Below are 23,136 nucleotides of genomic sequence, written 5' to 3' on the forward strand. Positions count from 1 at the left end.
CCTGACGATAATAGGGTCGGCCTTGAACGCGGCAGGGAAGACGGCTGGACACATGATAATGCGAATCGGGAATTTGCGTACTGATCGGTAAAAAACTCGTGCCGATTGGAGATCGGTGCTGCCGCAACTGCCGGAATCGCCGCAAACTCTGGAACTTTCCTTGCGAGTACCAGTCTTAAGAACTCGTGTCTTAAGATTGTGAAACGTCATGTACTGCAAGCAACTCGTCAAGCCCGACGGGCGCCAGCTGACCCTTTACAGCCGGCGTCCCATCGTCGCTGGTCTTGCACCGAGTCCTTTCCCCCAGCCGCAGGGAGCCAATCCGCACTTGCGCTGGCACCCCTTGCGCGGCGAGTGGGTCGCGTACGCGGCTTATCGCCAGGGCCGCACTTTCCTGCCGCCACCCCAGTACAACCCGCTGGCGCCCACGCGCGACCCTGCCCATCCGACGGAACTGCCTGCCGGCGACTACGATATCGCCGTCTTCGACAACCGCTTTCCCACCCTGGCGCTGGACGCCCACGATCCGCCCGACCTGACGGTGGCCACAGCGCCGGCCGCCGGCCATTGCGAAGTGGTGGTGTTCGCCCAGGATGCCGGCGCCTCGCTGGGCACCTTGCCCGTCAGTCACATCGTCCTGCTGCTGCAAGCGTGGGCCGCGCGCACGCAGGAACTGGCCAGCCGGCCCGGCATCGCCTACGTGCTGCCGTTCGAAAACCGTGGCGCGGAAGTGGGCGTGACCCTGCACCACCCGCACGGCCAGATCTATGCCTATCCCTTCGTTCCGCCCGTGCCGGCGCGCATGCTGGAGCAGGAGCGCGCGTATTTTGCCGGCCATGGCCAGGCCTTGCTGGTGGACATGGCGCGCCAGGAGGCGGACGCTGGCACGCGATTGCTGTACCTGGGACCGGAAGCCATCGCCTTTGTTCCCGCCTGCGCCCGCTATCCGTATGAAGCGTGGGTGATGCCGCGGCGGCAGACGGACAGCTTTGCGGCCCTGTCGGCGGAGCAGCGCGAGGACCTGGCGCGCGCCCTGAAAACCGTGCTGCTGAAATACGACGGCCTGTGGCAGCGCGAAATGCCCTACCTGATGGCCTGGTACCAGGCGCCGACCGATGGCCGCGCGCATCCGGAAACGCAGTTGCACGCGCAGTTCTACCCGCCGTACCGCACGCGCGAACGGCTCAAATACCTGGCCGGCACGGAGCTGGCCGCCGGCATGTACGCCATGGATGCCTTGCCCGAGGAGTCGGCGCGGCAGTTGCAGCAAGTGCGCGTGGCATGGGAAATGTCAGAGGAAATCGCATGAATTGGAATGTGGAACTGGAAATTGCCCATAAACTGGCGCAGATGCGCGGCTGGCTGGAACAGGAAAGGGCGGGCGCGCTGCGCTTGCGCGGCATGGACTGGTTCGCCTGGGCCACGGCGGGCGCGTCCTGCGGCTCAGGCCAGTCGGCCGAGTGCGGCTGCGCCGAGGTCCTCGTCACGCGCGATGCGGCCTACATCCTGACCGATGCGGCCGAGGCGCAGCGGCTGCGCCACGAAGAGGTGCGCGGCGGCTGGACGTGGCAGGTGACGCCGTGGATGCAGCCCCGGCTGGCCGAGTTGCGCGAGCATTTCGTGCAGCATGCGGCAGGCGGGCGGCCCGTGCTGAGCGACCGGCCGGGCCTGCATGAGCGCTGCCTGCCGGCCGCCTTGCGCGAAGAGCGCTTGCCCCTGCTGGCTTCGGAACAGGCGCGCTACCGCGAAGTGGGAGGCCTGGCCGCCGCGGCCGCCAGCGAAGCGCTGCGCGCCGCGCGTCCGGACTGGAGCGAGCAGGAGCTGGCCGGCGCCTGCGCCCGCGCCCTGTGGTCGCGCGGCCTGCACGCCGTGTACGTGCTGGCGGCGGGCGCCGAACGCTTCGAGCGCTACCGGCGCGCGCCGCCGGCCGCCTCGCCGCTGGGCGAGCGGGCCGTGCTGGCGCTGTGCGCGCAGCGCTTCGGCCTGTGCGCCAGCCTGAGCCGCCAGCGCCGCTTCCGCCCCGCGCGCGACGGCATGGGCGAAGCGGACGCGGCCATCCTGGCGCTGGAAGCGGTGGCGCTCGATGCCTGCGCGGTGGGGCATGCGCTGAGCATGGTGTATCACGCGCTCGACAGCGCCTATGCGTATGCGGGCCAGCCCGATACGGTGCAGGAATTCCGGCAGGGCGGCATCGCCGGCTACCGCTCGCCCGAAGTGGCGGCCGGCGCGCACACGGAAATCGCCCTGAAGGATGGCATGGCCCTGGCCTTCCATCCCAGCTTGCCCGGCAGCATGGTGGAAGACACTTTCGTGCTCAGCGGCGGGCGCCTGCACAACCTGACCTGCGACCCGGACTGGCCGGCGGCAACGGTGCAGGGACGGCTGCGTCCGCTGACCCTGGAGTTGCCATGATCACTCCCGACGCGTATTTCGGCGCCGTTCCCGTGGTGGCGGCCTCTGCGCCCGGCAGGGTCAACCTGCTGGGCGAGCACACGGACTATAACGATGGCTACATGCTGCCGTGCGCCACGCCGCAACGCACGCGCGTGATGCTGGCGCTGGCCGCCGATGGTCACCATCAGTTCTATTCGGCGACCCTTGACGAACTCGTGCGTTTCGAGCGCCAGAGCGCCGCGCCGCCCGGTTTCGGCCGCTACCTGGAAGGCTGCATCCGCCTGCTCGAGGAGCGCGGCGTGGCCGTGCCGGCCGTGCGCGCCCATATTGATTCAGACGTGCCGCCGGGCGCCGGCCTGTCGAGCAGCGCGGCGCTCGAGATCGCCATGCTGCGCGCGCTGCGCCAGCTGCTGGGACTGCAGATTGACGACGTGTCGCTGGCGCTGATGGGGCAGCAGGCGGAAATCCGCTACGCGCAAGTCAATTGCGGCGTGATGGACCAGATGGCGTCCAGCCTGGCCGACGAGCGCCACATGTTGCTGCTCGATGCGCGCACCCTGCGCCATGAACTGCTGGCGTTGCCGCACGACAGCGAGGTGCTGGTGATCGACAGCGGCGTGCCGCGCACCCTGGCCGGCAGCGCGTACAACGTGCGGCGCGCCGAATGCGAACAGGCGGCGCGCCTGCTGGGCGTGGCTGCGCTGCGCGACGTGCGCGAACCGTCCGTGGTGGAAGGCTTGCCCGAGCCGTACCGCCGCCGCGCGCGCCACGTGGTCAGCGAAAACCTGCGCGTGCTGCAAGCGTGCGGCCAGCATGGTCCCGTGCTGTTCGGCCAGTTGATGACGCTGTCGCACGCCAGCCTGCGCGACGACTACGAAGTGTCGCTGCCGGTGCTCGATACCTTGGTGGCGCTGCTGTCGGCGCAGTCCGCCGTGTATGGCGCGCGCCTGACGGGCGCCGGTTTTGGCGGCGCCTGCGTGGCCCTGTGCCGCAAGCAGTGCGCGGCTAGCACGGGGCGCACGGTGGTACAGCGCTTTAACACGGAAGGACACAGTGCACGCATGGTGGTTCCCTTGAATTGAGCATGGTTTGATCTTGCTCATGCGTGATAAAGCACGCCTTTTTCTTTGGAACTTGGCCCGTGCCGCATGCCTCCAATTGGCATGCTCAATGACTCTCTCCCCCCACCCCATACGGACGGCCAGGCCGGAACCGCCCCGCCTGAAGCGGGCGGCTTTGCGTATCCCCGGCCGCAGATGGTGCGCGAAAACTGGCAGTCGTTGAACGGCGCCTGGCGTTTTACCTTCGACAATGAACGGCGCTACCGGCTGCCCGATGGCGGCATCGACTGGACGCACGAGATCATCGTGCCGTTCCCGCCCGAGTCGCAGGCCAGCGGCGTCGGCGACCGGGGCTTCCACCGCGTTTGCTGGTACCAGCGCGAGTTCCTGCTGCAGCCGGGCGGCCCCTGCGTGCTGCTGCATTTCGGTGCCGTCGACTACCATGCGAAGGTGTGGCTGAACGGTCATGTGGTGGCCGACCACGAGGGCGGACATACGCCGTTTGTCGCCCACATCAGCCATGCCCTGCTGCCCGACGGGCCGCAAGTGCTGACGGTGCGCGTCGAGGACGACCCGCACGACCTGGCCAAGCCGCGCGGCAAGCAGGACTGGCAGCTGCTGCCCCATTCCATCTGGTATCCGCGCACCACGGGTATCTGGCAAAGCGTGTGGATAGAGCGCGTGGCGTCCACCTACATCGGCAAGCTGCGCTGGACGCCCGTGTTCGAGGGCTACGAGATCGGCTGCGACGTGTTCGCCATGGGCGACCTGCAGGACGACCTCACGGTGGGCGTGCGCATCTGGCATGGCGACAACCTGCTGGCCGACGACCAGTATAAATTGATCGAAAACGAGGCGAGCCGCAAGATCGCCCTGTCCGACCCCGGCATCGACGATTCGCGCAACGAACTGCTGTGGAGTCCCGAAAGGCCCATCCTGCTCGATGCCGAAGTGACCTTGTGGCATGGCGATGAGCTGCTCGACACGGTCAAGTCGTACACGGCGCTGCGCTCGGTGGCCATCAACCGCGACCGCTTCATGCTCAATGGCCGGCCGTATCCGCTGCGCCTCGTGCTCGACCAGGGTTACTGGCCCGACACCCTGCTGGCGGCGCCTTCCGACGACGCCCTGCGGCGCGACGTGGAACTGGCCAAGGCCCTGGGTTTCAACGGCGTGCGCAAGCACCAGAAGATCGAAGATCCGCGCTACCTGTACTGGGCCGACCGCCTGGGCTTGCTGGTATGGGAAGAAATGCCATCGACCTACCGCTTTTCCAGCAAGGCCATCACGCGCATGGTGCGCGAATGGACGGACGTGATCGAGCGCGACTATAGCCACCCGTGCATCCTCGTCTGGGTGCCGTTCAATGAATCGTGGGGCGTGCCCAACCTGACGGCCATCCAGGCCCACCGCAACGCCGTCGAAGCGCTGTACCACCTGACGCGCACGCTCGACCCCACGCGGCCCGTGATCGGCAACGACGGCTGGGAAGCGTCGGCCACCGACATCCTCGGCATCCACGATTACGACTGCGATCCGGAGCGGCTGCAGGCGCGCTACGCGATCAGCGACTCGGCCCGCACGACCCTGTTCGACCAGCGCCGGCCCGGCGGGCGCATCCTCACGCTCGACGGCTTTCCGCACCGGGGCCAGCCCATCGTCCTCACGGAATTCGGCGGCATCGCCTTTGACAGGGAACAGGGCGAATCGGCGGAAACCTGGGGCTATGCGCGCGTGGGCAACGAGGCGGCCTTCCTCGACATTTACCGGCGCCTGATGAACGTCGTCAACACGGCGCAGATGTTCAGCGGCTTTTGCTACACGCAGTTTGCCGACACCTTCCAGGAAGCCAATGGCCTGCTGACGGCGGACCGAACGCCGAAGGCCGCGCTGGAGCTGCTCAGCGCGGCCACCCGCAATATCCGGCTCAATTGAACGCAAGCCGGACCCGGCAAGTTTCATCTGCTTACTACATCAAGAGAGGCTGGCATGGCCGATACCGATGGCGCGGCAGCGCCGTTCCTTACCTACTGGCAGGCGGGCTACGAGGGCGCCGACCACGTCACCCATGGCGGCCATGCGCTGGACATGAACCGCGCCACGGGCCACCTGGACAGGGTGCGCGCGGACTACCTGCTGCTGCGCCAGTTCGGCATCCGCAGCGTGCGCGAAAGCATAGGCTGGCGCCTGGCCGAGCGCGATGGCCAGTTCGACTTTTCCTTCATCGAAGAGCGCGCCGCCGTGGCGCAGGAACTGGGCCTGCAGATCAACTGGACCTTCTGCCATTACGGCTGGCCGCCCGAGGTCGATCTGTTCTCGTCCGACTTCGTGCCGCGCTTTGCCCGCTATTGCCGGGCGGCGGCGCAGTTCCTCGCGCCGTATGCGGGCAGTGCGCCCGTGTATTCGCCCATCAATGAAATCTCGTTTACCAGCTGGGGCTTGTCCGTGCACATGTTCCAGTGCCTGAATATGTACCGGCCCGATGCGGGCGAGGAAGGCAAGCGGCAGCTGGTGCGGGCCACCGTGGCGGGCTGCGACGCCATCCGCGCCGTCAGCCCGCAGGCGCGCTTCTTGCAATGCGATCCCCTGATCCATGTGATCGCGCCGCCCGGACGCACGGACTGGGTCGGACAGGCTGCCGCCTGGCGCGCTTCGCAGTTCGAAGCGTGGGACATGCTGTGCGGCCGGCAAGCGCCGGAACTGGGCGGCGCGCCCCGTTACCTGGACTTGATCGGCTTGAACTATTACCACAGCAACCAGTGGGAAAGCGGCAGCAATTTGCGCCTGTGGTGGCACCTGGGCGAACCGCGCCGCATGCCCCTGCACCAGCTGCTGCTGGAAATGCAGGCGCGCTACCAGCGGCCCCTGCTGCTGGCGGAAACGAGCCACGTGGGCAGCGGGCGCGGCGCGTGGATACGCGAGGTGGCCGCCGAGGCGGCGCTTGCCGTCCAGCATGGCGCCGCGCTGCGCGGCATCTGCATCTATCCCGTCATCGACCGGCCCGACTGGGACGATGCCAGCCACTGGCACCGCAGCGGCCTGTGGGATGTCGGCCTGGAAGGCGAGGGGGAAGAGCGGTTGCGGCGCATCCTCGTGCCCCCTTACGCGGCGGCACTACGGCAGGCGCAGCGCCTGACCGGACAACTTTGTTCAACGTTTGCCCTGGCGGGGCAGAAAGGAACTGGCATGCGAACCATCATCGTTTTTTCCCATTTGCGCTGGAATTTCGTGTATCAGCGTCCGCAACAGCTGCTGTCGCGGCTGGCGCAGTTCTACCGCGTGGTCTTCGTCGAGGAACCCGTCTGGCACGATGGGCCGGGCACGCTGGAACTGTCCACGCCGGCGCCGAACGTGACCGTGTGCCAGCCCCGCACGGCCGTGCAGGCGCCCGGCTTTCACGACGACCAACTGGCCGTGCTGCAGCCCCTGCTGAGCCAGATCACGCCTGCCGACGACCCCATCGTATGGTTCTATACCCCGATGGCGCTGCCGCTGCTGCCGGCCCTGCATGCGGGCCTGGTCGTGTATGACTGCATGGATGAACTGGCCGCATTCAGGAATGCGCCGCGCCAGTTGCTGCAGCGCGAGACGGCCTTGCTGGCGCGCGCCGACCTCGTGTTCGCCGGCGGCCCCAGCCTGTTCGAGGCGAAGCGCACGCGCCACGCCAACGTCCATTGCTTCGCCAGCAGTGTCGACACCGTGCACTTCGAACAGGCGCTGGACCGCCACAACGGCCATCCCGCGCAAGCGGAGATCGGCCGGCCCAGGCTGGGATATTACGGCTTGATCGACGAGCGTTTCGAGCCGGCCCTGGTGGCGGCGCTGGCCGACGCCCATCCCGAGTGGCAAATCGTGCTGGTCGGCCCCATCCTCAAGATCGATCCGGCCAGCCTGCCGCAGCGGCAGAACATCCATTATCTGGGCCAGCAGCCTTACCAGGCGCTGCCGCACTTCCTGGCCGGCTGGGACGTCTGCCTGCTGCCCTTCGCCAGCAATGAGGCGACCCGCTTCATCAGTCCGACCAAGGTGCTCGAATACATGGCGGCGCAGCTGCCCATCGTCAGCACCCCGATCGCCGATGTGGCCGTGCCGTATGGCGACATCGTGGCGATCGCCGACACGCCGGAAGCCTTTGTCGCCGCCTGCGAGGCGGCGCTGGCCGCGACGCCGGAACAGCGCGCGGCCATGGCCGCCAGCATGCGCGCCATCGTCGATGCCACCTCCTGGGATGCCACGGTGGAGCAGATGCGCCATTTGCTCGACACGACGCCGCCGGGGCAGGGCGTCCGCCAGGCGGTGCCCGCCGCCGGCGCGGCGCAAGCCGCCGCACCTGGCGCCGACGTCAACCTCTTGCGCCCCCCGGGCGCGCCGCAAGCCGTGGCCTGCGCCATCATCGGCGCCGGCCCGACGGGCTTGAGCGCCGCCTATCACCTGGGTGCCGATACCTTGTTGCTGGACAAAAATGCCGCCGTGGGCGGCTGGTGCCGCTCCATCCAGGAGCGGGGATTTACCTTCGATCATGCGGGCCACATCATGTTTTCCAACGACGACTATGTGCTCGACATGTACCGCACCTTGCTGGGCACCAACCTGCACTGGCAAAACCGCGAAGCCTGGGTGTACAGCAAGCAGGTCTACACGCGCTATCCATTCCAGGGAGCGTTGTACGGCTTGCCGCCGGCCGTCATCAAGGAGTGCATCGTCGGTGCCATCGAGGCGCGCTATGGCAAGGCGCCGGCCGCCCCGGGCCAGGCAGCGGCCGCGGCCTGCGCCGTGGAAGACTGTTGCGCCGATGGGGGCACGGGGCTGGAGCAGGTGCACGATGCCGTGGCGGCGCCGGCCCAAGCACAAGCCCAGAGCGCGCCCAATTTCGAGCAATTCATCCATCAGGTGTGGGGCAGCGGCATCGCCCGCCATTTCGCCATTCCCTACAACAAGAAATTGTGGACCGTCCCCCTGTCCGAGATGGAAACGTCGTGGCTGGGCGGGCGCGTGCCCTTGCCGAACCTGGACGAAATCATCGAGGGCGCGCTTGAACCGGTGGCCAAGCCGATGGGCCCGAACGCGCGCTTCGGCTATCCTTTGCAGGGCGGTTTCCAGGCCTTGATGTCGGGCTTCCTGCGGCACCTGCAAGGCAAGCTGGAATTGAATGCCGATGTGGTGCAGGTCTTGCCACGGCAGCACGTGATCGTGCTGGGCGATGGCCGCCGCTTCCGCTACCAGCACTTGCTCAGCACCATGCCCTTGCCGCAGCTGGTGCGCCTGATCGGCGAACAGGCGCCGCCACAAGTGCGGGCGGCGGCGAGCGCCTTGCGGCATATTTCCGTGCGCTGCGTCAACCTGGGCGTGGCGCGCGAAAACATCAGCGAGAAACACTGGATTTACTATCCGGAAGAGACGATATTTCACCGCATTTTCCTGCAAGGTAACGCCAGTCCCCATTGCAACGCGCCGGGCGGTTTCGGCCTGACGTGCGAGATCAGTTACTCGCCCTGGAAACCGTTGCCGCTCGATGGACAGGCCCTGATCGACCGCTGCGTGGCCGATTGCATCGCGGTGGGCTTGCTGCGCGACGATGACCGCCTGCTGGCGGCCAACCAGGTGGACATGCCCTACGCCTACGTGGTGTACGACCATGCGCGGGCTGCCAATGTGGCGCTGGTGAAGGCATGGCTGTCCACGCAGGATATCGTGCTGGCGGGACGCTACAGCGAGTGGGAATACTACAATTCCGACCATGCCTTCCTGGCCGGGAAAAAAGCGGCGGAACTGATCGCCGGGCTGGCCGCCAGCCAGCGCAAGATGGGCATGGTGGAATAGGTGCTTGCGCCGGGAGCACAGGAAGGCGCTCCCGGCGCGGAACAGACACGATGAGCACGACGGGCATGGGGAACGATGAAGATGGGGGACTAGCAACAGGAACAGGAACAGGAACAGGAACAGGAACAGGAACAGGAAGCCAACAGGCAACAGGCAACAGGCAACAGGCAACAGGCAACAGGCAACAGGCAACAGGCAACAGGCAACAGGCAACAGGCAAGGCAGATGGGATTTGCCTTGCCTGTTGCCGGGCTTCGGTGGCGTAGCTGGCGCTGGCGCTCGGCGCTCTGCATGCCAGCGGTCAGGCGTTATCGTTGCATGCGGGCGCTGTCTCTTTAATAGCGCTGCAGCAAGCCGTTGACCACCTTGACATGATCGCCGATCTGATAGCTGGGCTGGGAGTTTTGCATGAGGGTGCGTGTGCTGCCGTCGTCCAGGCGCAGGGTGACCCGGTATTGCGTGTTGCCCGAAGTGCTGCCCGCCGTGCCGGAACTGCCTGATTGCATGTCGCTGCTGCTCTGATCCATGCCGCGCGATACCGGCTCGATCGATTGCACCGTGGCGGAGGCGATGCTCACGCCCGTTTGGCTGCCATCCATGTTCATGGCGTTGTTGGCCGTGGAGGTGCGCGTGTCGGCGCTGCCTGTGCCTGCGGTGCCGCTGCTGCTCGTGCTGGTGTCGCTCATGGTGCTGCTGCCGGTCCCGGCTGTATTGCTGTAGCTTTCACCGCTGCGGCCATTCGTGCTGCTCATGCTGTTGCTGTTCGGATTGGAACTGCAGGCGGCCAGCGTACACAGCAGGCCGGCCAGCGCCATGGTTTCTTTTGCTCTCATCTTCTTCTCCTCTTGGTCTGACAAAGTGTTAACCCCGTTTCCAGGGTGCGGCGGAGGTCAGCGTCAATGGCGCATGCCAGGAATGCCAGACATGGCCGCAACTACTGCTAAGTAATCCTCAGGAAAATATTGTCAATTTATGACAAACAGAACCGGATGCTATGCAAGGCGCCAGCTGCGACGCAGTGCGAGCACTGCTAGCAGTTGGCAAGCCTCGTCGGCCACCTTGCAGAGCGCCGGTAATGGAAGTCAGAAATCACAATAATTTAATGGGGGTTACTTGGTAAGAGCGCGGGGCGGGGAGGATGTTCGGTCCTTGTTATTTCACATTGAGGTACATCAAGCGCTTCGATTGTCGAGCTTGGTATAAAAGACATTCCTGCGCAGGGCGAGTACGGCGTTCGCGCTTTCCCCTTGTGTTTTCCCTTGTTTTCCGTTGCCTATCTCAGGAGAATAAATGTCTGCCGATTCCCGTAGCGTCAAGCTGATCAATGAGCTGGTGACTGCCGTGTACGGCGCCCCGGGCGCGGCGGGCGGCGCGCGCGCCCGCCATGCGCTGACTCAGGCCCTGCATGCCTTGACGAGGCTGTCGCGGTCGGAACAGTTGATGGAGATGCGGCGCGATGCGGCGCGCGCGGCGGGAGCGGCCGGCCGGCGGGAGATGCGTACGGCCCTGCGTCGCGTTGCGAGCCGGGCGGCGGCCGGCCAAAGGCAGTTGCCGCTGGCACTCGGTGCCGGCGATGACGCCGCGCCGTGATCAGCCCTGCTGTTTTTTCAGTGCGGCAGCGGCCATGCCCGGCCAGCAAAAGTACAGTGGCAGCACGACGGCCGTGGCGGCCGTGATATCGACCACCCAGTCGCTGACGGCGCCATGGCGGTACGGCAGGAAACTCTGGATGAATTCGTCCAGCGCACCCATGGCCGCCACCATCAGCACCGACAGCAGCGCGCGGCGCGCCATGCCGCCGCCCGTGCCGCTGAACAGGATCAGGGCCAGCACGCCATAGCCGAAGGAATGCAGCACGCCGCCCGACGCATATTGGCCCACGTCCGCGCGCACGCCGGGGATGTCGCCGATCAGGATGACCAGGGCATACAGCAGCAGCGCGGTGCGGTAGCGCAAGCGTTCGTAGCGGTCGGCAAAACAAAGTTCAAGCAAGGGTGCAGGCATGATGCGTCAGGTCAGATGAAAAGGCAGTTACCATATCATGGGCATGGCGGCTCACCATGTTTTTGCGCAAGAGCTTGCCGCGCGGGCAAAAAAAGGCCCGCGGGGGCGCGGGCCAAAAACCCAAATAAAAAGGGCCAAGAGTTGAGAGTTGCTCGGTGCTCACCATGTCGCGCGCCTTGCCGGCGCCCGCCACAGTCACGAAAGGGGAGTGGTGTGCCATCGCGGCACACCTGTCTGTAGTCAGGCATATCGGTTGCCTGTACAGCAGATGAAGCAAGTATAGGGGGCGAAAATGACGGCCTGATGACACGCCGCAACATTTTTATGCGATATGCGGAATGACGGGGAAGATTGCTCGTCATGGCAAGAATGTCCATGTTTCAGCCGTGATGGCAAAAAAAAAGCCCGCTGGTGAAAGCGGGCTTAAAACTATTTTCTTGGAGGAGAATAGTGGAGACAGGTGCATTATGCTGCGTCGCACGATATGTGTCTAATGGTCTTTTTAGATATCCATTATCGTTTTTTGATATAACTGCCTCGTCCTGCCCTCAATCCTTCACGGCCACCGTGTAGTTGAGCGCCATGCGCCCGCCATCGACATAGATGGTCTGGCCCGTCATGTAGGTGGCGTCGTCGCTGGCCAGGAAGGCGGCGATGCCGGCCACTTCTTCCGGTTCGCCGCAGCGGCCCAGCGGCGTGCGCGACAAAATCGTGTGGCGCGCTTGCGGGCTGGACAACACAGCCTGCTTGGCCAGCTCCGTCAGGATGGTGCCCGGGCCGATGCCGTTCACGCGCACGCCGTGCGATGCCAGGTTCAGGGCCATGACCTTGGTCAGCTGGTTGATGGCACCCTTCGACACCACGTACGGTACCTGGTTCGGGATCGCCAGTTCCGCATTCACGCTGGACATATTGATGATGCAGCCGCTGTTGCGCTTGACCATCTCGCGCGCCACGGCCTGGCCGCACAGGAACATCGACTTCAGGTTGATGCGCATGACCCGGTCGAAATCGTCTTCGCACACGTCGAGGAAATCGGCCGCGTGCGTGACGCCCGCGTTGTTGACGAGGATATCGATGTGGCCGAACTGCGCCAGGGTTTCCTTCAGCATGGCGTCGACGTCCGCCTTCTGGCTGACGTCGGCGCAAAAGAAGCGCGCTTGCGGGCCCAGGGCGGCGGCCGCTTGCGCGCCTTCTTCCTTGATGTCGACCAGCATCACTTGCGCCCCTTCGGCGATCAGGCGGGTGGCGCAAGCCAGGCCGATGCCTTGCGTGGCGCCCGTGACGATGGCGGTTTTATTGATCAGTTTCATGAGTGCTCCTCGGCGGGTAATAGGGGGCGCTGCCCAGCCACGGACTTGCGCGGCAATGGGCAGATTTTAATCCCTGGGCAGGAATCAGAGGAGGATGGGTTCGTTCGGCAACTGATTGCCGCGCGTGCCATCGGCAGGGAAGTGGCTTTGCAGCAAGGTATTCAGCTGCGCCAGGGCTTCCAGGGTGCTGTCATGGAAGTTGCCTTCCTTGAATCCCCTGGTCATGGTGCGGCACACGGCTTGCCATTGCTCCGGCGTGACGCGGCGGCCAACGTTGCGGTCGGCCACGATATCGACCTGGTGCTCGGCCAGGTTGATGTAGATGAGCACGCCAACGTTGTCTTCCGTATCCCACACGCCATACTGGGCGAACAGTTCGCGCGCCCGCTCGCGGTTGCTCACGCCCTGGTAAGCCATGCCCGGCGTCAGGGCCGCCTCGACGATCAGGCGCACTTCCGCACGGTGCAGCGTTTCACCGTCGGCAATCGCCGTCTCGATGGCTTTCAAGGTACGTTCCGGAAACGCCTGGCGCGCCGTCGCCGGCGTGCCCCGCAAATGCTTCAATGCCCGTCCGCAGCGCTGGCCGAATGTCAGATGTTTCGTCATTACCAATCTCCCGAGGCGCCGCCGCCGTCAAATCCGCCGCCGCCGCCACCGAAACCACCGCCGCCACCGCCACCGCCGAAGCCGCCGCCACCGCCGCCGAAGCCGCCGCCACCGCGGTTGTTCAGCGCCTGGTTCAAAATACTGCCCAGCACGACGCCGGTGGCGCCGCTGGACCAGTTGCTGCCGCGCTGCAGCCGCGTCGGCCCGCCACGCGAGCGGAACAGGGTCAGCACGACGAGGAAGCCGAAGAACAGCAGCGGCAGCCAGAAGCTCATGCCGCCCGCTTCCACCGTGGCCGGCGCTTTCTGCTGGACCGGGGCAGGGAATTGCTCCTGGTTCAGCAGGGTGGCAATGGCGCCGATGCCGGCGACCAGGCCGCCGTAATAGTCATTCTGCTTGAAATGGGGGGCGATCACGTCTTGCAGGATGCGTTTCGATTGCGCATCCGTCAACACGCCCTGCACGCCGCGGCCCGCCTCGATGCGCAGGCGGCGCAAGGACGATGGGTTGTCCTTCGCCACCATCAGCAGCACGCCGTCGTCGACGCCCTTGCGGCCCAGCTTCCAGGCATCCGTCACGCGGATGCTGTATTGCTCGATGGCTTCCGGTTCCGTGCTCTTGACCAGCAGCACGGCGATCTGGCTGCCCGTCTTCGCTTCGTAGTCGGCCAGCACGCCTTCCAGCGCCGCTTTCTGCTTGGCGTCCAGCATGCCGGCGTTGTCCGTCACGCGCGCGGCCAGCGGCGGCACGGGCTGCAAGCCCTGCGCGCCGGCCGGCGCCATCGTCCACAGCAGCAGCGCCGTCGCCAGCGCCGCCAGATAAGACCAGGCTTTCATCTTATTTGCCAAAGTTGACGGTCGGCGCCGTCGAGATGGCTTTTTCGTTTTCCACCGTGAACGATGGCTTGACCTTGTAGCCGAAGACCATGGCCGTCAGGTTGTTCGGGAAGCTGCGCGCATGCACGTTGTAGTCCTGCACGGCGGCGATGTAGCGCTGGCGGGCCACGGTGATGCGGTTTTCCGTGCCTTCCAGCTGCGACTGCAAATCGCGGAAGCTCGTATCGGCCTTCAGGTCAGGGTATTTTTCGGACACGACCATCAGGCGCGACAGGGCCGACGACAGCTGGCCCTGCACTTGCTGGAATTTCTCGAACGCGGCCGGATCGTTCAGCACTTCGGGCGTGATCTGGAAACTGGTGGCGGCGGCGCGCGCCTTGGTCACCGCTTCCAGGGTTTCGCGTTCGTGCGTGGCATAGCCCTTGACGGTGTTGACCAGGTTGGGGATCAGGTCGGCGCGGCGCTGGTACTGGTTGACCACTTCGCCCCAGGCGGCCTTGGTGGCTTCATCCTTGCTCTGGAAGTCGTTGTAGCCGCAGCCCGTCAGGATGCCGGCCAGGACGGTGACGCTCAGCGCCAGGCGCAGCCATTTGGTGAATTGATTCGTGATTTGCATGATGGGTTCCGTGCAGAGTAAGGGAGGTGGGGCAAATATACCTGAAACGGCCCGCAATGTCGGTTTAATAAGCGCCGGTCGCCGCCTCCGCCTGCCTTCCCGGGGCCGCGCCGCGTTACAATACGGGGTTTGCAACTGAAGATAGAGAAGGTGTGCCGTGAATTTCATCAATAAATTATCCGCCGCATGGACGGCCAATAATTCCCTGCTGTGCGTGGGTCTGGACCCGGATCTGGCGAAACTGCCGGCCGAACTGCGCGATCTGCCTGATGGAATCACCACCTTTTGCACGCGCATCATCGACGCCACGGCCGACCTGGCCTGCGCCTTCAAGCCGCAGATCGCGTATTTTGCCGCGCTGGGCGCGGAAAAGCAGCTGGAAGACATCTGCCGCTACGTGCGCGAAAACTACCCGCACATCCCGCTGATCCTCGACGCGAAACGGGGCGACATCGGCGCGACGGCCACGCAATATGCGCGCGAAGCGTTCGAGCGCTATGGCGCCGATGCCGTCACGGTGAACCCCTACATGGGCGAGGATTCGCTCGACCCTTACCTGGCGTGGAAAGACCGCGGCGTGATCATCCTGTGCCGCACCTCGAACCCGGGCGGCTCGGACCTGCAATTCCTGAATACGGATGGCGAACCGCTGTACCAGCGCGTGGCACGCCTGGTGGCCGAGAAATGGAACAAGAATGGCCAGTGCGCGCTCGTCGTCGGCGCCACCTTCCCTGAAGAACTGGCGCAAGTACGCGCCATCGTCGGCGACATGCCGCTGCTGGTACCCGGCATCGGCGCCCAGGGCGGCGACATCGCCGCCACCGTCGGCGCGGGCCAGACGGCCAGCGGCATGGGCATGATGATCAGCTCCTCGCGCGCCATCATCTACGCCACGCCGCAGGACGGCGAAGACTGGGCCGACGCGGCGCGCCGCGTGGCGATTGAAACGCGCGATGCCATCAATCAACATCGTTCGGTTTAAGCACCATCCATCAAAAATGTAGGTCGGGTTAGGCCCGTGGCCGTAACCCGACAACACCGCTAACGTCCACAATGTTGTCGGATTACGCGGGCCTTCGGCCCGCTAATCCGACCTACGGCTGCAAATTGAGCGCGCGATGTGATCAAAGCGCACCGTGCGGGCTGAAAAATTACATTCAGCAGGCCTCACAGCGTCTAACAAAACCGTAGCGAGCGGAAGGGAGAGGTGGTCGAGAAGCGCAACCGTACTCTAGTACGGTGAGCATCGCAGGCCACCTATACCGACGCGCAGTAGGTTTGGTTAGGTGCGACTAATCGCGCATGGGCGCCACCATCTCCGCGTAGTCGTACAGCTCGCCTAAAATCTCTTCTCCCCGCTCATCGACCGATTCCGACAGCACGTCGATTTCCGTAAACAGCATTTCGATGGTGCGGGCGCCGCCGTCGCCGTCGAACAGGCGGGCGGCGCGGTGCTGCTCCCAGCGCAGGCTTTCCGCCTCGCTCAGGGTTTGCGGGAAATTGCGCGCGCGGTAGCGGAACAGCAATTCCTGCAGGCGCTCGTCGGCAAACGAAGGGCGGGCCGTGGCCAGCTTGGCCGGTGTTTCGCGGCGCAAGGATTCCAGCAGGCGGCGGTCGTCGTTGCTGACGAAACCGTTGTACAAATCCTCATCCACGTCCAGCGCGACATTCGCGCCCGGGCGCTGGAACACTGCGGCCCAGATCGCATCCATGTTCGGCGCCGCGGCGGCAAATTGCGCGTTGATTTTCGCCGCGTCCACGTCGATGCCCCATTGCGCGGCCATGGCCGGCGACAGGGTTTTTAAATTGCCGACCAGCATGGGCGACTTGTTCAGGTGCACGCTTTTCACGGGCAGGCGCGTCATGCCTTCCGGCATGGCTTCCTTGCGCGTGAACAGCCGCGTGCGGATGGTGTCCGCGTCCAGTTCGAACAGTTCGCGCGGATCGTAGGCGCAATCCCAGACGAGGATCTCGTTCTTGTTGCTCGGGTGCGTGGCCAGCGGCCAGACGACGCCCAGGCAGCCCCGTTCGGCGGGGAACATGCCGGACACGTGCAGGAAAGGCTGGCGCTCGCCGGCGGCCAGGTGCATGCCCATTTCGCTGGCGACCCGGTCCTTCTTGTGCAGGGCCAGGCAGAATTCGAACAGTTTCGGCTGTTTCTGCCTGATCAGGCGGGCCAGGGCGATGGTGGCGCGCACGTCGGACAGCGCATCGTGCGCCGCTTCGTGGACCAGGCCATTGGCCTTGCTCAGGTGTTCCAGCTTGAAACTGGTCTGGCCATCGTCGCGCTTGGGCCATTGAATGCCTTCCGGGCGCAGCGCGTGCGTCATGCGCACCACGTCGAGGATGTCCCAGCGGCCGCAATGGTTCTTCCATTCGCGCGCGTACGGGTCGATCAGGTTGCGCCAGAACAGGAAACGCGTGACTTCATCGTCGAAACGGATGGTGTTGTAGCCCACGCCGATGGTGCCCGGTTCCGAAAAGGCCGCTTCGATGGTGGCGGCGAACTGGTGCTCGGGCACGCCCAGCTGCAGACATTGCTGCGGCGTGATGCCCGTGATCAGGCACGATTGCGGGTCGGGCAGGAAATCATTGGCAGGCTGGCAATACAGCATGATCGGCTCGCCGATCTCGTTGAGGTCCTCATCCGTGCGGATGGCGGCGAACTGGGCCGGACGGTCGCGGCGTGGCTGGGCGCCAAAGGTTTCGTAATCGTGCCAAAGAAAGGTCTGCTTAGTCATTGATGGTCATTACTTGGTTACTTGATTGGTTATCCGGGCCCGTAAAAGAGCGCCGCTGCTACAGTTTTCTGAAAACCTGCCGATACTACACGAGAGGATGGTCATCACTGCGTTTCCCGCATGGTGGCATACATTGCCCGTTCAAGGAGGCCTATCGTGTCAATTCCCATCGCCGCTAGCGGCAATTCCACCCCTTCCGTGACTTCCGTCAGTACGGGCGTTGCCGGCAAGGACGATAAAGTCCAGCAAAAGGACGGCGTCAACGCTGAAATGAGCGTCAACGATCGCACGAAGCTGCAATTGAACGCTTCCATCATGCAGGCCTCGCTGAACGTGTCGATCGGTTCCGAGAATGAGCCGCTGGCGCTGCTGTACAAGACGGCCATCACCAACATCAATGAAGCGCTGAAGAGCCAGTACGGCGACGACGCGATCCAGAACGCGGCGTCGCAGGACAATAGCGCCGAAGCGACGGCGAGCCGCATTGTATCGCTGTCGACGGGTTTTTTTGACGCCTTCAAGCAGCAGAATCCCGACATGGACGACGATACGGCCCTGAGCAAGTTCATGGACACCATCAGCGGCGGCATGGAAAAAGGCTTCAAGGAAGCGCGCGATATCCTGGGCGGCTTGAAAGTGTTGAAAGGCGATATCGCCGGCAATATCGACAAGACGTATGAACTGGTGCAGAAGGGCTATGCGGATTTCATCGCCGCGCACAGCAGCAAGAACAATGACGCTGCCAAGCCGGATACTTCCAAGCCGGCCGACAGCAAGGCTGCCTGATCAATATTGCGCCGGAAGCGCCTGAGAAAATGTCCAGGGCGTTGCCGGAGGCAGTACGAATGTACGACGAGGCAATGCAACGACGCCATGGGCGTTTTATCAGGTGCTTACGCGGTTGCGTCCGCTTGCCTTGGCGCGGTACAGCGCCGCGTCGGCCGCCGCGATCAGCGCATGGTCATCCTGTTCGGCCGCCAGGCTGGCCACGCCGAACGAACCCGTGATGTGCGGCAGCGCGCTGCGCATGTCGGCGAAGATGACGGCTTGCCGCATGCGTTCGCACAAGCGTTCGGCCACCCGCAGGGCCACGTGTTCGCTGGTATCGGGCAAGATCACCATCATTTCCTCACCACCGTAGCGCACGGCAAAATCCGTCGGCCGCAGGGCCGCGCCCAGCACTTGCGCGGCGATGCGCAGCGCCTGGTCGCCCGCCTGGTGGCCGTGCGTATCGTTGAAGCGCTTGAAATGGTCGAGGTCTATCATCACCAGCGACAGCGGCGAGGCGCTGGAGTGGGCCGTGACGATCATGTTCGGCAGTAAATCGGTGAGCCAGGCGCGGTTGTACAAGCCCGTCAGGCTGTCGACCATCGACAGCTGGCGGTAGAATTCGCCCAGTTTCTGCCGGCGGCGCAGCAGGGCATTGGCGGCGCGGATGCGGAAGGACAGCAGCCGCAGCAGGTTGCGCGCCAGGCCGTTCGACTGCTCGATCAATTCCCAGACGACGGCCGCGTCGATCACCAGCAAATCAGTTTCTTCCAGGGCGGAAATGGCGGCCAGGTTGCTCGCTTCATCGAGCACCGATTGTTCACCCACGCTTTCGCCGGGCAAGACCTTGCTGACGGTGCCGTCATCCATGCCCGTGTGGGTGTCGGCTGCCACGGCCAGCGAGCCGCGCAGGACGATGTAGAGGCTGGCGCCTTGCGTGTCGGCAATGGCTTCGCCCGCTTCGAGGCGCATGACGGGGCAGGGCGCCAGCATGGCGGCCGTCTGGCTATCCGCTCCATCGCGAAATAGCTGTAAATCGCCGATGTTGCAGCCTGAAGCGCCGAAGTTGCCGATCTGTTCCACAATCACACTTTCAAAAAGCCGGCGCGCGAGCAGGGTGCCGGTAGCTTCATGATAGCGTAAAGCGGCCTTGGCCGTAACGGCAAAGGCTTGCTTGATGTCACTTACTGTGAGAAATACGACAATTATTTCATTGTCGTGTTATTAAGCTGAAATGCTTGTGGTTTTATTATTGGTATTGCCGCGCACAAAAGGCGGGCCAGATGTGCAAAGGCAGCCTTGAACGGCTGCCTCAGTCTCTGGAAATCCTGCAGGGGGGGAGTTACTCGGCGGTTTCTTACGCTTCGGCCGTATCGATCACGGCATTCTTGCCGGTGGCGTGGCGCTTGCTGTCTTGCAGGCGGCCCAGGGCGCTATCGATGGCGCGTTTCAGTTTGTCGGTGGCGCCGGCGACGGATTGATGCACGGTGGCGTTTTGCTCAGTGACGGCAATTGGTTGATAGCCGGCAACGCGCGCTTCCATGACGCAGCGGATATCGTCTGCGCCGCCTTTTGGGCCATTCGTGTCGCTGAGGTGGACTTCGATGCGGGTCAGGTTGTCGCGGAAGCGGCTCAGTGCGCTTTCAAGTACGGATTGCACATGTTCGTTCAGTCCAGCGGTGTTGGCGATGGTGCTGTCGGTATGAATATTGATTTGCATATGCTTACTCCTGTCAATTCAAAAAAAACCCATCTCAGGCGTGCTGCTGCCTGGTTGCTGCCTCATGCACACGACCTCTGTGCATGGAACTTATCTTACTCCTCTTTCCAGTATTTCAAGAGGGTGCGCACGATTAAGATGAGCTTAACCCTTCAGCCAGGTCAAGTTTCCACTACGAAATTATTCAACCATTGATCAGGCCTGCGGCAATATTGATCGACAGCCCCAGCACGACCAGGTTGAAGAAAAAGCTCAGCACGGATTGCCCCAGCACGATTTGCCGCATCAGGCGCGTCTGGACGGAAACGTCCGACGTTTGCACGGCCACGGCAATGGTGAACGAGAAATACAGGAAATCCCAGTAATCGGGGTTTTGCTCGTCGTCGGGAAACTTCAGCGGGCGCAGTGCGGGGTCGGCCTGGTAATACAGGTGGGCATAGTGGAAGCAGAACAGGGTGCCGACGAGGAACCAGGAGCCGACCAGCGTGAGTATCGTCAAGCCGTAGTGCAGCGCGCGCGCGTCCGGTGTCATGTCCTTCATGGCGGACAGTTGCGAGACGATGGCCACCAGGCTCATCACGGATGCGACGGACAGGGCCGACAGGACGGTCGCCGCCCGCTCGTCCTGGCGCGCCGCCATCATTTTCACGCGGTGGTGGTTGGCGCGCATCATCATCCAGGCCATCGTCGCCAGGTAAAACCAGACGGCCACGTTCCACGCCGTCAGCAAGCGCGTCATCTGTTGCCAGGACGAAGGCAGCAGCAGACCAGCCGCCACGCCGATGGCCGTGGCCAGGCTCAGGTGGGGACGGCTGCGGATGAAGCTGCGAAACGGAAGCGTGATTTTCATGGTGCCAGGATGCATCTGTTGGGATAGCGCATCTTACGCTTAAGTTGCCGCCGTGGTGGCCGCCTTCGCCGCCGTTTCCTTTTCGTGGTGGGGGAAGCGGTCCATGCGCGACAGCACGGGGAACAGCACGGCCCAGATGCCCGTCACGGCCAGGGTGGCGGCGCCGCCGAAGAGTACGGCGCGCACCAGGCCGAACCAGCCGGCCGTCAAGCCCGATTCGAATTCGCCCAGCTCGTTCGAGGCGCCGATGAAGACGGCGTTCACGGCGCTGACCCGGCCGCGGATCTCGTCCGGTGTCTCGAACTGCACCAGCAGGTGGCGGATGTAGACGCTGACCATGTCGCCTGCGCCCATCAGGAACAGCGCTACCAGCGCCAGAGGGAAATAGCTGGTGCTGCCCAGCACCAGGGTGCCCAGGCCGAAGACGGCCACGCCGCCGAACATCCACGGACCCACGCGGCGCGTGATGGGGAAGATGGCCAGCAGAATCGAACACAGGGCCGCGCCGGCGCCCGGCGCCGTGCGCAGCAAGCCCAGGCCGCTGGGGCCGATGTGCAGCACGTCGTGCGCGAGCGCCGGCAGCAGGGCCGTGGCGCCGCCGAACAGCACGGCGAACAGGTCGAGCGAAATGGCGCCCAGCACGATGGGTTTCGACCAGACGAAGCGCAAGCCTTCGAGCAGGGTATGCCAGCTGGCCGGTTCCCGCCTGACCACTTGCGGCGCCGGCGTGGTGGCGCGCATCAGCAGCACGGACAGCACCAGCAAGGCCGAAGAAATCAAATACACTACCTTGGGGCCGAAGTAATACAGCAAGCCGCCCAGGGTAGGCCCCAAGATGATGGCCACGTGCGAACTCGACGAGCTGAGCGCGACGGCGCGGCTGAAGTGTTGCGTGGGCACCATGTTGACCAGCACGGCTTGCGTGGCCGGCATCATGAAGGCGCGCGCGCTGCCGAACAGCACCAGCACGACAAACACGGGCCAGACGATGGCAAGTCCACTCAGGGTGAATGCCAGCAGGGCAAGCGCGCAAGCGAGCTGCGCTGTCATGCACCAGGCGATGATGTTGCGGCGGTTGTAGCGGTCGGCCACGTGGCCGGCCGGCAAAATCAAGACGAGGAAGGGGGCGAACTGCGCCAGGCCGATCAAGCCCAGGTCGAACAGGCTGCCCGTGATCTGGTACACCTGCCAGCCGATGGCCACGCTTTGCATCTGCACGGCCACGGTGCCCAGCACGCGGGCGGAAAGGTAAAAGGCGAAGTTGCGGTGACGCAGGATGGCGAAAGACATGAACACTTTCCAGGGAGCGGCGGGATGGGGCGGGTGGCGGCAGCGGATGCCGCACCTGCAGCATCCCGCTGTCTGGATGCTTACTTGGCCAGGTCGGCTTCCGTGGTGAAGGCGTCGGCGTAGAACTCGTCGGCCGGCAACCGGCACAGCTGCACGAAATCGCGGTGGGCCGAATCGACCATCACGGGCGCGCCGCAGGCATATACCTGATACGCGGACATGTCCGGAATATCGGCGATGACGGCCTGGTGCACGAAGCCCGTGCGGCCGCTCCAGCCGTCTTCCGGCAAGGCGTCCGACACGACGGGAACATAGGTGAACTGCGGCAAGTCGGCGGCCCACTGGCGGCACAGCGCATCCATGTACAGGTCGTGCGGACGGCGCCCGCCCCAGTACAGGGTGATCGGGCGCGTGGAGCGCTCGTTGATCATGTGCTCGACGATGGCTTTCAGCGGGGCGAAGCCCGTGCCCGAGGCCAGCAGCACGACGGGCTTGTCGGAATCTTCGCGCAGGAAGAAGGTGCCCATCGGGCCTTCGAAACGCAGGATGTCGCGCTCTTTCATGGTGCCGAATACTTGGTCGGTGAACAGGCCGCCCGGCAGGTGGCGGATGTGCAGGGTCACGGGGCCGCCGTCGGCGGGCGCGCTGGCCATGCTGTAGCTGCGGCGTTTGTTGTCGCGCAACAGGATTTCGATATACTGTCCGGCGCGGTAGTTGAGGCGCTCGCTGGCCGGCAACTGCAGGGTCAGCACGACGACGTCGGGAGCGACTTTCTCGATGGTGGTGACGCGCGACGGCATTTTCTTGATCGGATAGTCGCTGCTGCCCGCCACTTCGCGCGCTTCGATGACGAGGTCGGCGTTCGTGGTGGCGCAGCAGAACAGGGAAAAGCCGGCCGCTTCCTCTTCCGGCGTCAGGGCGCGCTGCTGGTGCGCCTTGTGCTGGACGGTGCCGGAAAGCACTTTGCCCTTGCAGGAACCGCAGGCGCCATTTTTACAGCCATACGGCAAGCCCACGCCGGCGCGTATCGCCGCCGCCAGCACGGTTTCGTCCGCTTCGCAGCTGAACTGGTGGCCGCTGGGCTGAACAGTAACTTGAAAAGTCATACAATCCTTGA

21 protein-coding genes are annotated in these 23,136 nt (G+C 64.3%); 8 read left to right on the forward strand and 13 right to left on the reverse strand.

The window, feature by feature from the left end; all coding sequences use genetic code 11:
• Window positions 1-208 precede the first annotated feature (208 nt).
• From galT to CLU90_RS24235, 5 genes are all read left to right on the forward strand, one after another.
• A complete protein-coding gene (gene galT, locus CLU90_RS24215) occupies window positions 209-1,309 on the forward strand; it encodes a galactose-1-phosphate uridylyltransferase (RefSeq protein WP_100429060.1) in 1,101 nt (366 codons plus the stop codon).
• Complete coding sequence (locus CLU90_RS24220) at window positions 1,306-2,412, forward strand: M24 family metallopeptidase (RefSeq protein WP_092716125.1); 1,107 nt, start codon at window positions 1,306-1,308, stop codon at window positions 2,410-2,412. The genes galT and CLU90_RS24220 overlap by 4 nt, the downstream gene beginning before the upstream one ends.
• The gene (gene galK, locus CLU90_RS24225) at window positions 2,409-3,476 is read left to right on the forward strand and encodes a galactokinase (protein ID WP_092716127.1); all 1,068 of its coding nucleotides are present in this window, start codon (window positions 2,409-2,411) and stop codon (window positions 3,474-3,476) included. Before CLU90_RS24220 ends, galK begins: the two co-directional genes overlap by 4 nt.
• Window positions 3,477-3,650: 174 nt before the next feature.
• Window positions 3,651-5,390, forward strand: coding sequence for a glycoside hydrolase family 2 protein (locus CLU90_RS24230; RefSeq protein ID WP_198511349.1), 1,740 nt, complete (start codon window positions 3,651-3,653; stop codon window positions 5,388-5,390).
• Window positions 5,391-5,444: 54 nt separating this feature from the next.
• Window positions 5,445-9,275 carry an NAD(P)-binding protein gene (locus CLU90_RS24235; RefSeq protein ID WP_100429061.1) on the forward strand — a complete coding sequence of 1,277 codons (3,831 nt, stop codon included), beginning with the start codon at window positions 5,445-5,447 and terminating at the stop codon, window positions 9,273-9,275.
• A 335-nt stretch (window positions 9,276-9,610) separates the two neighbouring features.
• Here the strand turns inward: CLU90_RS24235 and CLU90_RS24245 are convergent, their stop codons facing one another.
• On the reverse strand, window positions 9,611-10,108 hold the full coding sequence (locus CLU90_RS24245) for a hypothetical protein (RefSeq protein ID WP_139178396.1): 498 nt from the start codon (window positions 10,106-10,108) through the stop codon (window positions 9,611-9,613).
• A gap of 457 nt (window positions 10,109-10,565) precedes the next feature.
• Between CLU90_RS24245 and CLU90_RS24250 the strand changes: the two genes are divergently transcribed.
• Window positions 10,566-10,865 carry a hypothetical protein gene (locus tag CLU90_RS24250; RefSeq protein ID WP_092716136.1) on the forward strand — a complete coding sequence of 100 codons (300 nt, stop codon included), beginning with the start codon at window positions 10,566-10,568 and terminating at the stop codon, window positions 10,863-10,865.
• On the opposite strand, the gene CLU90_RS24255 is transcribed toward CLU90_RS24250, so the two are convergent.
• The 6 genes from CLU90_RS24255 to CLU90_RS24275 all read right to left on the reverse strand — a co-directional run bounded on the left by CLU90_RS24255 (window position 10,866) and on the right by CLU90_RS24275 (window position 14,650).
• The gene (locus CLU90_RS24255) at window positions 10,866-11,279 is read right to left on the reverse strand and encodes a VanZ family protein (RefSeq protein WP_232731321.1); all 414 of its coding nucleotides are present in this window, start codon (window positions 11,277-11,279) and stop codon (window positions 10,866-10,868) included. It abuts the gene before it with no gap.
• A complete protein-coding gene (locus CLU90_RS29475) occupies window positions 11,260-11,499 on the reverse strand; it encodes a hypothetical protein (protein WP_139178398.1) in 240 nt (79 codons plus the stop codon). The genes CLU90_RS24255 and CLU90_RS29475 overlap by 20 nt, the downstream gene beginning before the upstream one ends.
• 328 nt (window positions 11,500-11,827) lie before the next feature.
• Window positions 11,828-12,592 (reverse strand): SDR family NAD(P)-dependent oxidoreductase, encoded by a 765-nt coding sequence (locus CLU90_RS24260; RefSeq protein ID WP_092716138.1) that lies wholly within the window; start codon window positions 12,590-12,592, stop codon window positions 11,828-11,830.
• 84 nt (window positions 12,593-12,676) lie between these two features.
• Window positions 12,677-13,198, reverse strand: a complete 522-nt coding sequence (locus CLU90_RS24265; RefSeq protein WP_092716140.1) for a TPM domain-containing protein — start codon at window positions 13,196-13,198, stop codon at window positions 12,677-12,679.
• Entirely contained in the window at window positions 13,198-14,034 is an 837-nt protein-coding gene (locus CLU90_RS24270) for a TPM domain-containing protein (RefSeq protein WP_092716143.1), read from the reverse strand. The genes CLU90_RS24265 and CLU90_RS24270 overlap by 1 nt, the downstream gene beginning before the upstream one ends.
• A 1-nt stretch (window position 14,035) precedes the next feature.
• Complete coding sequence (locus CLU90_RS24275; protein ID WP_070313665.1) at window positions 14,036-14,650, reverse strand: LemA family protein; 615 nt, start codon at window positions 14,648-14,650, stop codon at window positions 14,036-14,038.
• Window positions 14,651-14,807: 157 nt separating this feature from the next.
• On the opposite strand from CLU90_RS24275, the gene pyrF reads away from it, so the two are divergent.
• A complete protein-coding gene (pyrF, locus tag CLU90_RS24280) occupies window positions 14,808-15,632 on the forward strand; it encodes an orotidine-5'-phosphate decarboxylase (protein ID WP_092716145.1) in 825 nt (274 codons plus the stop codon).
• Window positions 15,633-15,942: 310 nt separating this feature from the next.
• On the opposite strand, the gene sbcB is transcribed toward pyrF, so the two are convergent.
• Complete coding sequence (gene sbcB, locus CLU90_RS24285; RefSeq protein WP_100429063.1) at window positions 15,943-17,391, reverse strand: exodeoxyribonuclease I; 1,449 nt, start codon at window positions 17,389-17,391, stop codon at window positions 15,943-15,945.
• Between the two features lie 156 nt (window positions 17,392-17,547).
• Here sbcB and CLU90_RS24290 point away from each other — a divergent pair, with 156 nt between their 5' ends.
• Entirely contained in the window at window positions 17,548-18,177 is a 630-nt protein-coding gene (locus CLU90_RS24290) for a DUF5610 domain-containing protein (protein WP_232731322.1), read from the forward strand.
• A gap of 99 nt (window positions 18,178-18,276) precedes the next feature.
• On the opposite strand, the gene CLU90_RS24295 is transcribed toward CLU90_RS24290, so the two are convergent.
• The 5 genes from CLU90_RS24295 to CLU90_RS24315 form a co-directional block, all read right to left on the reverse strand.
• Complete coding sequence (locus CLU90_RS24295) at window positions 18,277-19,242, reverse strand: GGDEF domain-containing protein (protein WP_092716151.1); 966 nt, start codon at window positions 19,240-19,242, stop codon at window positions 18,277-18,279.
• A gap of 274 nt (window positions 19,243-19,516) precedes the next feature.
• The gene (locus CLU90_RS24300; RefSeq protein ID WP_100429065.1) at window positions 19,517-19,879 is read right to left on the reverse strand and encodes an HPF/RaiA family ribosome-associated protein; all 363 of its coding nucleotides are present in this window, start codon (window positions 19,877-19,879) and stop codon (window positions 19,517-19,519) included.
• Window positions 19,880-20,063: 184 nt separating this feature from the next.
• Entirely contained in the window at window positions 20,064-20,729 is a 666-nt protein-coding gene (locus CLU90_RS24305; RefSeq protein ID WP_092716219.1) for a DUF1345 domain-containing protein, read from the reverse strand.
• 39 nt (window positions 20,730-20,768) lie between these two features.
• Entirely contained in the window at window positions 20,769-22,019 is a 1,251-nt protein-coding gene (locus CLU90_RS24310) for an MFS transporter (RefSeq protein WP_100429066.1), read from the reverse strand.
• Window positions 22,020-22,099: 80 nt separating this feature from the next.
• A complete protein-coding gene (locus CLU90_RS24315; protein WP_092716155.1) occupies window positions 22,100-23,125 on the reverse strand; it encodes a CDP-6-deoxy-delta-3,4-glucoseen reductase in 1,026 nt (341 codons plus the stop codon).
• Window positions 23,126-23,136: the final 11 nt, after the last annotated feature.

The organism is Janthinobacterium sp. 67 (assembly GCF_002797895.1).
Classification (GTDB): Bacteria; Pseudomonadota; Gammaproteobacteria; order Burkholderiales; family Burkholderiaceae_D; genus Janthinobacterium.

Coding starts and splice junctions, on each gene's coding strand:
- galT (WP_100429060.1), top strand. CDS start 209: ATGTACTGCAAGCAACTCGTCAAGCCCGACGGGCGCCAGCTGACCCTT.
- CLU90_RS24220 (WP_092716125.1), top strand. CDS start 1,306: ATGAATTGGAATGTGGAACTGGAAATTGCCCATAAACTGGCGCAGATG.
- galK (WP_092716127.1), top strand. CDS start 2,409: ATGATCACTCCCGACGCGTATTTCGGCGCCGTTCCCGTGGTGGCGGCC.
- CLU90_RS24230 (WP_198511349.1), top strand. CDS start 3,651: ATGGTGCGCGAAAACTGGCAGTCGTTGAACGGCGCCTGGCGTTTTACC.
- CLU90_RS24235 (WP_100429061.1), top strand. CDS start 5,445: ATGGCCGATACCGATGGCGCGGCAGCGCCGTTCCTTACCTACTGGCAG.
- CLU90_RS24245 (WP_139178396.1), bottom strand. CDS start 10,108: ATGAGAGCAAAAGAAACCATGGCGCTGGCCGGCCTGCTGTGTACGCTG.
- CLU90_RS24250 (WP_092716136.1), top strand. CDS start 10,566: ATGTCTGCCGATTCCCGTAGCGTCAAGCTGATCAATGAGCTGGTGACT.
- CLU90_RS24255 (WP_232731321.1), bottom strand. CDS start 11,279: ATGCCTGCACCCTTGCTTGAACTTTGTTTTGCCGACCGCTACGAACGC.
- CLU90_RS29475 (WP_139178398.1), bottom strand. CDS start 11,499: ATGGCACACCACTCCCCTTTCGTGACTGTGGCGGGCGCCGGCAAGGCG.
- CLU90_RS24260 (WP_092716138.1), bottom strand. CDS start 12,592: ATGAAACTGATCAATAAAACCGCCATCGTCACGGGCGCCACGCAAGGC.
- CLU90_RS24265 (WP_092716140.1), bottom strand. CDS start 13,198: ATGACGAAACATCTGACATTCGGCCAGCGCTGCGGACGGGCATTGAAG.
- CLU90_RS24270 (WP_092716143.1), bottom strand. CDS start 14,034: ATGAAAGCCTGGTCTTATCTGGCGGCGCTGGCGACGGCGCTGCTGCTG.
- CLU90_RS24275 (WP_070313665.1), bottom strand. CDS start 14,650: ATGCAAATCACGAATCAATTCACCAAATGGCTGCGCCTGGCGCTGAGC.
- sbcB (WP_100429063.1), bottom strand. CDS start 17,391: ATGACTAAGCAGACCTTTCTTTGGCACGATTACGAAACCTTTGGCGCC.
- CLU90_RS24300 (WP_100429065.1), bottom strand. CDS start 19,879: ATGCAAATCAATATTCATACCGACAGCACCATCGCCAACACCGCTGGA.
- CLU90_RS24305 (WP_092716219.1), bottom strand. CDS start 20,729: ATGAAAATCACGCTTCCGTTTCGCAGCTTCATCCGCAGCCGTCCCCAC.
- CLU90_RS24310 (WP_100429066.1), bottom strand. CDS start 22,019: ATGTCTTTCGCCATCCTGCGTCACCGCAACTTCGCCTTTTACCTTTCC.
- CLU90_RS24315 (WP_092716155.1), bottom strand. CDS start 23,125: ATGACTTTTCAAGTTACTGTTCAGCCCAGCGGCCACCAGTTCAGCTGC.